Origin of the sequence: Nostoc sp. S13 (assembly GCF_029379315.1) — a bacterium.
Lineage (GTDB): Bacteria > Cyanobacteriota > Cyanobacteriia > Cyanobacteriales > Nostocaceae > Nostoc.
The window spans coordinates 21,523-33,732 of sequence record NZ_JAQYWQ010000081.1; the positions used below are offsets into that span (position 1 = coordinate 21,523).

10 protein-coding genes are annotated in these 12,210 nt (G+C 42.0%); 5 read left to right on the plus strand and 5 right to left on the minus strand.

Features of this window, described 5'->3' with window-relative positions:
- Positions 1-231 precede the first annotated feature (231 nt).
- From PUQ00_RS22225 to PUQ00_RS22235, 3 genes are read left to right on the plus strand one after another with little or no spacing between them, the layout of a single operon-like run.
- The gene (locus tag PUQ00_RS22225) at positions 232-1,200 is read left to right on the plus strand and encodes a sodium-dependent bicarbonate transport family permease (protein ID WP_300420864.1); all 969 of its coding nucleotides are present in this window, start codon (positions 232-234) and stop codon (positions 1,198-1,200) included.
- A gap of 4 nt (positions 1,201-1,204) precedes the next feature.
- Positions 1,205-1,516: a P-II family nitrogen regulator gene (locus tag PUQ00_RS22230; protein ID WP_094349024.1), complete on the plus strand. Its 312-nt coding sequence runs from the start codon at positions 1,205-1,207 to the stop codon at positions 1,514-1,516.
- 32 nt (positions 1,517-1,548) lie between these two features.
- On the plus strand, positions 1,549-2,250 hold the full coding sequence (locus PUQ00_RS22235) for a carbonic anhydrase (RefSeq protein WP_300420867.1): 702 nt from the start codon (positions 1,549-1,551) through the stop codon (positions 2,248-2,250).
- A 190-nt stretch (positions 2,251-2,440) separates the two neighbouring features.
- Here the strand turns inward: PUQ00_RS22235 and PUQ00_RS22240 are convergent, their stop codons facing one another.
- Positions 2,441-4,114, minus strand: coding sequence for an ATP-binding protein (locus PUQ00_RS22240; RefSeq protein ID WP_300420870.1), 1,674 nt, complete (start codon positions 4,112-4,114; stop codon positions 2,441-2,443).
- 422 nt (positions 4,115-4,536) lie between these two features.
- Positions 4,537-4,734, minus strand: coding sequence for a hypothetical protein (locus tag PUQ00_RS22245; RefSeq protein WP_300420873.1), 198 nt, complete (start codon positions 4,732-4,734; stop codon positions 4,537-4,539).
- 653 nt (positions 4,735-5,387) lie between these two features.
- Here PUQ00_RS22245 and PUQ00_RS22250 point away from each other — a divergent pair.
- On the plus strand, positions 5,388-5,825 hold the full coding sequence (locus PUQ00_RS22250) for a CAAD domain-containing protein (protein ID WP_300420876.1): 438 nt from the start codon (positions 5,388-5,390) through the stop codon (positions 5,823-5,825).
- Between the two features lie 235 nt (positions 5,826-6,060).
- Here the strand turns inward: PUQ00_RS22250 and PUQ00_RS22255 are convergent, their stop codons facing one another.
- Positions 6,061-7,209: an S-layer homology domain-containing protein gene (locus tag PUQ00_RS22255; protein WP_300420879.1), complete on the minus strand. Its 1,149-nt coding sequence runs from the start codon at positions 7,207-7,209 to the stop codon at positions 6,061-6,063.
- An 867-nt stretch (positions 7,210-8,076) separates the two neighbouring features.
- Here PUQ00_RS22255 and PUQ00_RS22260 point away from each other — a divergent pair.
- Positions 8,077-9,435 (plus strand): ATP-binding protein, encoded by a 1,359-nt coding sequence (locus tag PUQ00_RS22260; RefSeq protein ID WP_300420881.1) that lies wholly within the window; start codon positions 8,077-8,079, stop codon positions 9,433-9,435.
- Positions 9,436-9,742: 307 nt separating this feature from the next.
- Here PUQ00_RS22260 and PUQ00_RS22265 read toward each other — a convergent pair whose 3' ends face one another.
- A complete protein-coding gene (locus tag PUQ00_RS22265) occupies positions 9,743-10,822 on the minus strand; it encodes an ATP-binding protein (protein WP_300420883.1) in 1,080 nt (359 codons plus the stop codon).
- Between the two features lie 7 nt (positions 10,823-10,829).
- Positions 10,830-11,987 (minus strand): FIST N-terminal domain-containing protein, encoded by a 1,158-nt coding sequence (locus tag PUQ00_RS22270; protein WP_300420885.1) that lies wholly within the window; start codon positions 11,985-11,987, stop codon positions 10,830-10,832.
- Positions 11,988-12,210: the final 223 nt, after the last annotated feature.

Genomic DNA, 12,210 nt, shown 5'->3' on the forward strand with positions numbered 1-12,210 from the left:
AACTACAGATTTTCGTAGGGATACGGCAATGTTCCCTAGCCCGTGGTTTATTTGCTTGAAAAACGCTGTAATAGCTAACTGAGAGGGTAGTCACCAATAGGACTATTCACTCCTTGAGTACCCAATTGACATTGGGTAGTAATACACGATACATCATGATTGAACCGTTAAATTTTTAAAGATGAAAAATTTCTTTAATTGCAGGTTTCACCAGTATAAAGAGGGGTGGATATGGATTTTAGCTTAATTGTATCCAACTTTTTGAATCCGCCAATCCTGTTTTTCTTTTTAGGCATGACTGCTGTTTTTGTCAAGTCTGATTTGGAAATTCCCCCACCAGTGCCCAAACTCCTTTCGTTGTATCTACTGTTTGCCATTGGTTTTAAAGGAGGAGTAGAACTAATCAAAAGCGGACTCAATCAGGAAGTACTTCTAACGCTTCTGGCAGCAATGATGATGGCTTGTTTTGTTCCAATTTACACCTTTTTTATTCTCAAGTGGAAACTGGATACTTACGATGCTGCGGCGATCGCCGCAACCTACGGTTCTATCAGTGCCGTCACTTTCATCACTGCTGGCGCTTTTCTGAATGAGCTTGGTATTCACTATGATGGCTACATGGTAGCAGCACTTGCACTGATGGAATCTCCAGCGATCATTGTTGGTCTGATCTTGGTGAGTATATTCACCGCCGATGAGAAGCGAGAGTTTGCTTGGTCGGAAGTTTTGCAAGAAGCATTTCTTAATAGTTCAGTTTTTCTACTAGTGGGTAGCCTCTTGATCGGCGTCTTGACAGGAGAACGTGGTTGGCACGTATTAGAACCCTTTGCTCAAGGGTTGTTTTATGGCATTCTCACCTTCTTTTTACTGGATATGGGACTAGTCGCTGCTAGAAGAATTAAAGACTTGCAAAAAACCGGAGTTTTCCTGATTTTATTTGCGATACTAATTCCAATACTCAATGCAGGCATTGGGTTGGTGATTGCCAAATTCATTGGTATGCCTCAGGGAAATTCGCTGTTATTCGCTGTACTGTGTGCCAGTGCTTCTTACATTGCTGTCCCGGCGGCGATGCGGATGACTGTTCCCGAAGCAAATCCCAGCCTGTATGTTTCTACCGCTCTAGCAGTGACATTCCCGTTCAATATTATTGTGGGAATTCCGTTATATCTCTACGGAATTAACCTATTTTGGAGGTAATAATATGCACGTAGTTAAAAAGATAGAAATTATCGCCAACTCCTTTGAGCTTGCCAAAATTTTAGATAGTTTAGACAAGTCGGGTGTACATAGCCATGCCGTAATCCGAAATGTTGTTGGTAAAGGATTACGAGGAACGACAGAAGATTTAGACATGACCATGCTTGATAATGTTTACATCCTCGCGTTTTGTATGCCAGAAGAACTCAAGCGTGTTGTGGAAAATATCAGACCACTCCTCAATAAGTTCGGAGGTACTTGCTACGTTTCCGACGTGATGGAGATTCGTTCTGTCAGATGTGTCGCGTCAATCTAAGAGAGTTATAAATTTAATCAAGGAAGCGTTTCATGGAACGTCGTGACTTTTTGAAGTTGGGAATGACCGGGGCGTTTGGAATGATGCTAACTGCCAGCGATTTACTCTGGCAGGTTAAACAGGCGAAAGCTGCCGAAATACCCTCAAACTCCCCTGAATCCCTCAATCCCGATGCAGCCTTAAAAAAGCTGATGCAGGGGAATCAGCGATTTGTTAATCATCAACCCCAATACCCCGATCAATCTGCGTTGCGGTTGCAGGAAGTTGCTCAAGCTCAACATCCATTTGCAACTATTCTTAGTTGTGCGGATTCACGAGTACCCGGAGAAATTATTTTTGATCAGGGCATTGGGGACATCTTTGATGTTCGGATTGCCGGAAATATTGCCACCCCAGAAGCGATCGGCAGTATTGAATATGCGGTTGTCTTGTTAGGTTCTCCCCTGCTAATGGTGATGGGTCATGAGCGTTGTGGGGCTGTAACCGCAGCTGTCCAAAACGAATCGTTACTCGGTGATATTAGTACTTTTGTGAAGGCAATTAAGCCAGCCCTGAAAAAGGTCAAGAGTCAGCCGGGTGACGCGGTTGAAAATGCTGTGGTGGCAAATGTGCAATATCAAATTGAACGGTTGAAGCGATCGCCGCTTTTAACTGAGCAGGTGCGATCGGGCAAATTGAAAATTGTCGGCGGTCGTTACGACTTGGATACAGGGAAGGTGAATATTATTACCTAATTCGGCAGAGAATTGCTAGATGAGGGGGATGAGGGAGTAAGAATTTTAGATTTTAGATTTTAGATTTTAGATTTTAAATTAAACAATTGAAATTTAATCCAAAAGACGCTTGCGGACTCGCTAACGCTACGCTATCGTCAATCCAAAATCCAAAATCCAAAATTGAATTGCCCAATCCCCAATGCCCCATTCAATCCTGCACAGTCATTGGCAGACGAATAGTGAAAGTAGAGCCAATTCCCGGCTGACTTTTGACAATAATCTCACCACCCATCATCTGACAAAAGTGGCGGCTAATTGCCAACCCCAATCCCGTACCTCCATACTTTTTTGTAGTGGAGGTATCTCCTTGTGTAAAAGGTTGAAATAACTGCTGCTGTTGACGGTGAGACATACCTATACCTGTGTCGGTAACGGTAAAAGTAATCATACCTAAAGGAGCCTCTGGTCGAAATTCATCCTTTTCTAGGTTGACTGTCAGCGTCACCTTGCCGTTTGTAGTGAATTTACTGGCGTTGCTTAGTAAGTTTAACAATACCTGCCGCATCCTAGTCTGATCGGCGTACATGGTGCCAAGTTGCTGATCAAAATCCACTTCTAAAACATTGGCATTTTTTTCTATAGCTGGTTTGACTGTAAGGACGACGTTATGAATCAGCGTCGCAATCTCGAATATCTCTGGATAGAGGGTCATTTTACCCGCTTCAATTTTTGACAAGTCGAGGATTTCGTTAATCAAGTGTAGTAAATGCTTACCAGCAGAGTTAATTGTCTCTAAATCTGTGATAAAGTCTCCCGATAAACCAAGATCGGTAGCGTCGTCTTCTAGAAGTTGGCTCAAGCCAATCACAGCATTTAACGGTGTGCGTAATTCATGACTGACATTGGCCAGAAATATGCTTTTTGCCTTGCTAGCAGCTTCGGCTAATTCTTTAGCTTGTTGTAGTTCTTTTGTTCGCTCAGATACTCGCTCAATCAGATGGTTTAGAGATTTGGCGAGTAGGCCAATTTCATCTTCAGTGGTGACGGGCGCTCGCAAATCGAAATTAGATTTGCGAGCAACTTGTTCAGCTACTTGGGTTACAGTGATCACTGGTTCAGCGATCGCCCGACTGGTACGCCAAGCTACAATAGCTGCGATCGCCACCGAAACTAGCATACTGATGATCACGATGAATCGCTCAACTACTTTTGCCTGCTCAACGGCTTTTTGCTTTTCTTGCTCTTGATCTTCAGCAGTTTGCAGGATGTTAGTCAGGTTTTGCGAAAGCTGCTCTAGCCGCACGGCTGTTTCACCACGCATAATTGTCAATAACTGCGATCGGGCAGAAGAAATTTGCTGAGGCTGCACTTGTTGGGAGTCAATTTTCTGTAAGACGACCTCGATTTGGTTAACGTAAGCTTTTAAATTAGTCTTGTAATCCAGCAATAACGTCTGTAAAGTCGAACTTGTTGCTGCTAGTCTTTTAGGTTTGCTATCGATAAATCCAGCAATTTTTGACTCTAATTCTTTAGCTTTTTCGACATTCTTCAGAAAATCGGCTTTTTTGCTTTGTAGCTGTTGGGAATTTTCCAATACAGCAACTAAGTTAGAGCTATGTAATTGCGCTCCGACTACTGCATCTTTATAATTACTCAGTAGTTGCCCTTGTTCATAGGCTTGATTGAATTGCCTGACTTCCCTTCCCCGGTAGTAGCTGGCGATCACTAACCCAGTCAGTGAGCCAAAAAAACCAATTCCGATAGCTACAAAGTACCCATAGCCAATTTTTTGATGGATGCGCCAAGAACTGGCTTTGAGTTTCCCTCGTGAGGGAAATTCTATGGTTGGGAGTTCGTCTGTCGATGGCTCTTCGGCTGACACTTTTTTGCTTTCTGAACTGTTATCGATCGGGGTTGGCTTTTGAGGAAAGCATTTCTCAAACCTCCTTGCCTTCCCACAAAAATCACCAAATCAGTCTAGCTTGTGCAAATACTTCAATTGGTGATTAACATCTAGATTATCTTCTTTTATAGTAAGAGCAAATCATTACTCACTAGATAATTAGCATAACCTTATAATATAGTATGAGTGATTTAGATAGCAATATTACTAAATACAATTACTGCCAGCGAATAGAATTCAATTTTTTCAGCAGCAATAAAAATTTCCTGTACTAAAGACCTGTCTAAGACCGTCTTCTCCTTACCACACCACTTTCCTCAATATATAATTGATAGCAATGAGTTCTTGCCATCAGGTATGCCCCTACTCTACCTTACTGCTTCGTTATAAAATTAATACAATCAGGAAAAAAACAAAAGCTTTGACATTCCTTGGCATGGGGCATTGCTTATTTGTTCCTCATCTCCATCATCTCCCGCCCCACTGGAAGCTAAAGCTGCATCTTCCCCAACCTTTTTCTTCTCTACGAACGCGAATAGCGTGTCACAGATAGACGCTGCGCGAACAATGCCTGAATTTTGAATTGATTTCTCCCTCATCCCCAGCTACGGGTATCATAAAATAGGTTAAAAGTCTAGTCTATGTGAACACAGAAAAACTTTAATTACATATTAATATCAATACCAATGCGTTAATTGACGAACGCGGCTTAAGATAGCTTTAATATCAGCTAAAATCGGCTTTTAGGCTTATATAAATGAGAGGTGGACTGATTTTTGGATGATTTGTACTTAGATTACGCGATGTGCAACTTATTCTTAAAACCCTTCTCCAAACCTCTCCCTGTGGGGGAGAGGCTTTGATTCTTGCTCCCCTTCCCTTGTAGGGAAGGGGTTGGGGGTTAGGTTTGAGAGAAAGTTGCACACGGCACTAGATTTAGTACGATTATGAGCAAATGACACGCAATGGGATAATCACAACCTGAGGATTCCAGTTGATTCAAAAAAATAGAACTCAGGAAGTTGATTATAATACATTCTGCTGCCATTGTGAGTTCTATCCTCCTACTGACTTTCTACCTTGTAGTTGATGCAGTAGATATTAGGGGGCAATTATGGTTATAGGACACTAAAACCCTTTTGTGTTCTTGACCCAATTGTACTGATGCACTTGTGCATTACCTAATCAACAGCCTTTTGGTTGTAATTATCCAGATTAGAAAAACTCAACTGTCAAATTTATGGGAGTGAAAATGCCAGAACAAGAATTTACCGAAACTGCATCCAAAGAGACTATAGGTGCAGATATCTACAACCAAACCGGAACCATCACCAAACTCCAGCCTCCCGCGCAGTCTCAAGACGAATGGCTAAAATACGGGGAGCAAATTTCTACCTTTTTAGCAACATTGCCAGAATATCTGGGAAGCTTCTTTAATCAATATAAGCAACCCCTGGTGACAGTTGGTTTAATTGTGGGATCAATTGTTGGCGTCAAAGTACTCTTGGCAATATTAGATGCTTTGAATGATATCCCCTTGGTAGCACCTACTTTTGAGTTAATTGGTATTGGTTATTCTGCCTGGTTTGTTTACCGCTATTTACTCAAAGCCTCAACCAGGAAAGAGTTAACTGGTGAAATCACCGTTCTTAAATCACAAGTTGTCGGTAAAGAAATTCCAGAAGCTTAATATCTAATTATCGCTTCTCTACCAGACGCTCTTGCTAGCTTACTCCTGTGTAGGAGTAAGTTCTAATTCCAAATCACTGAAATCTGATCGCCGGAAGTCGGCGATCAGACTTCTCTAAAAATTTACCAATTCGCAATTACCTCATAGATGGAGATTTAGACTCACCCATAACGCTATTAACTCTAGATGCCGCTTCCTTTGACCCTTAATTTAATTACGAATTACGAATTAGTAATTATTGTTGAGACAAACCTCTGTCGGACAATTTCCCCTTTAGGTTCGTTTTTGGAGTCTGCGAAAGTTCTGAAGATACTTTGGGCGATCGCACTATATTTGGAGATGCAATTGCCTCCAACTTGCCACGTTTTACTAAAGCTTGATGAATCATCGCCGCCACTTCAGCCCGACTAGCTACTTTGTTTGGATCAAGAATTTGTGGATTTGGATAGTTAACTACCAGACCATTGGCTGTAGCAGCTGCTATTTTGTCAATAGCATATCGCGGAATATTTTTAGCATCTTTATAGACACTTAAAATATGATTTGGGGAAGTGGGTGCTTTCAAATTAAAGCCACTAACAAGGGCAACTAAAACTTGCACTCGCAAAATATTTTGTTGTGGTTTGAAGGTTTTTTTCGGGTAGCCTTTGAGAAATCCGGTACTGATGGCTTCGTCAATTGCTGGAGTTGCCCAGAATTTTGCTGGTACATCTTGAAATGCGATCGCAGTCTTAGACGGTTCTTGATCAAAGGCTTTTTGGAGTATAGCGGCAAATTCGGCGCGGTTTACAGGCTGATTTGGTCTAAAAGAATAATCAGGAAACCCTTTGAGAATACCACGGGAAGAAAGAACGTCAATAAAACGCCGACCCCAGAAATTATTGGGCACATCGTTAAATGCAATTGGCGGCGGAATGATTGATTTTTGTTTTGCCGGAGTTACTAAAGGCAATGCTGATAATTTAATTGATGACTCAAGTCCTGTTGAAGAGGATACAGGTGTTTGTGGTTGTGGGGATTGAGTTGGGATTACCTGAGCAGATGGTAACACTGCGGGGAAAGGACTTGCACTGTTAGTCGGGAATGACTTGGGTTCAACAACAGCCGCAGATGGAGATGACGGCAAAACATTGAATCTAGGGACTGCATTTGATTCCACCTTGGGAGAAGGGGAAGGCAATAGTTGATTTGGTTGAACACTAGAAGACGGAGTGGAGTCAGGCGACAGCAGCCCGTTTAAGTTCCAGCTAGAATCCCTGCGGGACAATGACCAAAAAAGAATCGCTCCAATAGTGGTGAAGGCAACCAGAATGGCTATAAATTCATCAAAGCCAAGGGCAGTTTTTTGGGATGACTCCGGTTCGGAAGGAGGTCTATTTGTCATCGTGATTACCCTGGTAGCAGTAAAATTTGTGTCTAAACAAATTAAGCCACAGATGGCTCTTTTACACCACCCCTTTTCAATTCGTAATTCGTAATGGGCTACGCCCCGCTTCGCTAACGTAATTCGTAATTCGTAACAAAAATATTAGGTTTCTGGTTCAACGCCGAGCGATGTCTAACGACAAGCCGCTCTGCGTCTACGCAGTTAGGCGCTCGGCTCTGTTGACGTTCTTGTTGTGCCCTTTCGCGTTCCTGTTCTGCTCTTTGAGAAATCGCACCCCAGTTGCTTCCAGTCGCCTAGTGCAAGATAATATAGGACTTACGCATCAAGTACGAAATGTAGAGGCAATTAATGAATTGCCCCTACGCTAAATCAAGGCTTTCACTGCCTTTTTGCGTAAGTCTTGTAATAGAACGATTTTCACTTTGAAAGGGCTAATCCTACGAGATACCTAAACCGAAACCGGATTTAAGGGGTGAGAGAATGCAAAATATTAACTTATCGTAAATTAAAGGTTTAAGTCCCACGCAACTAACAAGCGGTAAGTTTCGTGGCGGTGTCTCTTTTACAAAGAGAAGCTCTGTTAGCGCTAAATCCTCGTTACAAAACTTAATTACGTTAGCGAGTCCGCGTACTCCTGCATCCAAGCAAGCTACGCTTTTATCGTCTGTCTTCTACACGCTATTCGCGTTCGTAGAGAGCGTCATTACGAATTACTGTCTTCCTTACGCTTTCTCGTGTCCGCGTACTCTTACAGAGAAGCAAACTACGCTTTTAGCGTCTGTCTTCGACACGCTATTCGCGTTCGTAGAGAGCGTCATTACGAATTATCAATTGTTAACTGCTTTGTAAAAATCAGGGTGTCTAGTGCCAGAAGAATTCAGTTACCAAATCTCACCACCATTTTTGTCTGAGGGTAGCGATCGCGATCTCGGTTTAGATTCAACCCTCCAAGAACTACCAATGTACAACTTCCCAGTGGAAATCAACCGCACTGGTATGGAAGTGGCTAATTTTTTGGAAAAATACCCTCTGCTACCAGGAGTAATTTTGGTAGAACAGGAAAAGTTCATTGGGATGATTTCGCGGCGGCGACTGCTAGAATTTTTGATTCGTCCTTATGGACAAGAGTTATTTGTTCAACAACCATTAGCCGTTCTCTACAGCTATGCGCGGATACCGATGTTGCTGCTTGCTGATACAACATCGATTTTAACAGCGATGCAACTTAGCTTAAAGCGCTCGCCAGAATTATTAGCAGAACCAATTGTAGTACAAACAGCATCTGGTGCTTATAGATTGTTAGATGTACAAGAGTTGAATATTATTTCTTGGCAAATTCGGGGAATCGAAAATCTGGTGCGGTATGAACGCAGCCAAGCCCAAATGATTCAAAATGATAAAATGGCAAATCTGGGACGTTTGGTAGACGGCGTAGCGCACGAAATTTTAGACCCGGTAGGTTTTATTTGGGGTAATATAATTTATGTCTCAACCTACAGCCAAGATTTACTCAAGCTGATAGCCGCCTATGATCAAGAGTTACCATCAGCTTCCCAGGCAATTAATCAGATTAAAGAAGAGATTGAATTTGATTTTTTAGAACAAGATTTGTCGCGATCGCTTGCTAGTATCCGCACTGGAGCGGAAAGATTAAAAAAACTTGTCACCAGCTTACAAAACTTCTGTCATATCGATGAAATTTATCCGAAACCAGTAGATTTACACGCCTGTATAGATAGTATTATTTTATTAATTAATAGTCGTCTTCAAGGAGAAATTGAAATCGTCAAATACTACGGTCAATTGCCGCCAGTGTATTGCTTTATGGGGCAGTTAAATCAGGTTTTGATGAATATTTTCAGCGAAGTTGTGGATACTTTACTCAATGAAGGCGTGCAACAGCAGTTGCATCTGGAAGATACAAAGACTGTTCAAAAACCTCGGATTGAGATTACCACAGAAGTTATTTCGCAAGAAGCAAGCAACCCAGATGCACCAGATTCTCGCTGGATCTTAATTCGGATTGCTGACAATGGTTTTGGAATGTCTCAAGAATTGCAACAGCAAATTATAGAGTCTTTTTCTCTTGAAACAAAGAATGGTAAAAATACAAGTTTAGCAGTAAGTTATCGAATTATCACCGCCAGACATGGCGGAAAATTGAGTTTTCATTCACAGATTGGTATAGGCACTGAATTTGAAATTTTATTGCCTTTAGTTTAATTGATTCTAAATTATCGAACAGAATTCAGGAGTCAGGAGTCAGGAGTCAGAAGTCAGAATTCAGAATGAATTCTGTACGACTGGTGGATGAATAATCGGGTTTAAGACCCCCACCAAATTTTCTTGTTTTGTGGTCTTCAATCAGTCACGGGTCTGAATCCCCGACTGATAGCGCCACGGAGAGCGAGTCCGCGTTCGCTTTTAGCGTCTCGTAGAGAGCGTCTTGATTCTGACGAATGTATTCTGACTTCATAATTCTTCTTCAAGAATTATGAATCAATTTTTGAATACCGATCATAACGTTACGTTAGATTACTTCACAAATTTGCTGCTGGAGAGGAATTTGAACCACAAACTCCGTTCCTTTTCCAGGTGTCGAAAAAAATTCTAACTTACCACCATGTTTTTCGGTGATGATTTGATAGCTGATAGCCATTCCCATTCCTGTTCCCTTGCCGACAGGTTTTGTTGTAAAGAAGGGATTGAAAATCTGTTTTTGAATCGATTCGGGAATCCCAGATCCATTGTCAGCGATCGCAATTTTCACCCACTGCAAATCAACGACAGAAGTACTAATCGTGATCCGACTGGGATTAAGCTGGATTTCCTGATAAGTCCGTTTGGTATTGAGTTCTTCGAGGGCATCGAGCGCATTTACTAGAATGTTCATAAATACCTGGTTAATCTGTCCGGCGTAGCATTCTACATTGGATAAATTGTTGTAATTTCTGATGATCTGAATTTCTGGGCTTTTGTCAGTGGCTTTGAGGCGATGCTGCAAAATCATCAAACTATTGTCGATGCCTTCATGAATATCCACGGCTTTGAACTCACTTTCATCTAAGCGGGAGAAGTTACGCAGTGAAAGTACAATATCCCGGATACGTTCCGTCCCGATGTTCATTGAGTCCAATACCATAATCGCGTCTTTTTCTAGAAACTCTAAATCGATGGTTTTGCGTTCGGTTTGAATTTCAGCAGGTGGGTTGGGGAAGTAACGGTGATAAAGCTGGATAAGTCGCAATAAGTCATGGGTGTATTGGCTAATATGACTGAGATTTCCGTAAATAAAGCTAACGGGATTGTTGATTTCGTGAGCAATACCAGCCACCATTTGACCAAGGGCAGACATCTTTTCGCTTTGAATCATTTGAGCTTGCATCTTATGCAAACTATCTAACGTATTTTCTAACTCTTGACCTCTTTGCTGCAAGTCTGCCTGAGAGTTTTCTAGCTCACAAATGACTTTCTTCAGTAAAAACTCCTTTGTTGTAATGTCAATTTCTAGCTGGCAGCGTTCATTTTCGCTGCGTTCCAGCTTTTTCCGCAAGATGCGGTTTGTCTTTTCTAACTCTTGAATATGTATGGAATTGTCTTGGTTATCCATACATCAATCATTTTGTTCCTATTAGTAGTGTGACAAACGTTTTGTTATGAAATTGCGTTTGACCTCCGCTCACCAAAGGAGCAATTTCGCCGTAAGCGTAGAAACCACAGCAAGGTAATGCCTCTGGTAAATGAGTTTTGACAAGCTGATACTCTTGTTTGGTAAGAGTCCCAAGAATTCGCCGACGCGCTGCACAGGAAATGAGTAACGCTGCTGTTGGTTCTACACCGGGATAATCAGCAAGAGCATTTTTCAAGGATGTCTCAGAAGCGGATAGAATATTGTCACGAGTCGCATCGGTAATTTGTACAACCGCGTGTTCAGGAATATCAGAAAAGAACGTCATGCTACCAGACAGGCGATCGTAGCCATTGGGCGCCCGCATATAGAAATGATCTTGATCCTCAAAAACTGCCAGGGCATGAATCGCATAGTTGGACGCAAATCTTTCTTCACCGAGATAATGCTGATAGAAATTTAAGGCACGTCGTCCATCAATTTCATAGACTACGTTGCCATCCACTTTAGTTACACGGCTACGTTGACTGATGGGAGTCCAACCACTGGCAACTGCGTGGGAAAATAGTAATTCTCCAGAAAATAATAGCACTGGAACTGAATCACTTAACACTTCACTTTGGAAGAATTGGTAGGTTTTGTCAAAGGTATAGTCATCGGCAGCCATTCCCCCAATGATCGGAATATACCCTCCCAAGCTTTGTTGTAAACCTTGTAAAATTAACACCCCATTGCTCGTCAGACTATCGGGAAAGGTTAGGCACAATTGTACTAAGGATGCACTCTTTGCCTTGGCTTGGGCGATCGCTTGTTGAGCTGCAAGGGCTGGATTTTTGGATGCTTTTCGTCCAATACCTGCCCGAATTTGCACTTCATCGGTAGCAAACAGCATTAAGGTTAGAGAATCTTGCTGAAACTCCAGAATTGAGGAGATTTCTCCATTTGTAGTTCCACCAATCAACTCAATTCCGGGAAAAGCATCCTGGATGCGTTGCAAAATTAACGCATGGTTAAAGTCTATAGCAGTGAATAAAACCCCAGCTTGAGGAATTGACCCTGCTAGGGAACGGCTACATTCTTGCAGAACTTCAGCGATCGCATTTTGAGAATCAGGATCGTCACTATGACCAACAACAGCTCGAAACACAACTACCTCATTGTAAGTTTGAATATCAGCGTGCTAATCCAATTCCCAAGGCAGCACCCAGCAACTTACAATTTAGTTTTCCCACTTACTTAAACTAAATCTCAATTCACCTGACTTTTTATTTTCCGCCACATCTGACGATACAAAAACTGCTTGAAGAAGAATTCAGAAGTCAGAATTCAGGAGTCAGAATGCAATCAGTGGGGGATTCAGACCCGCCACT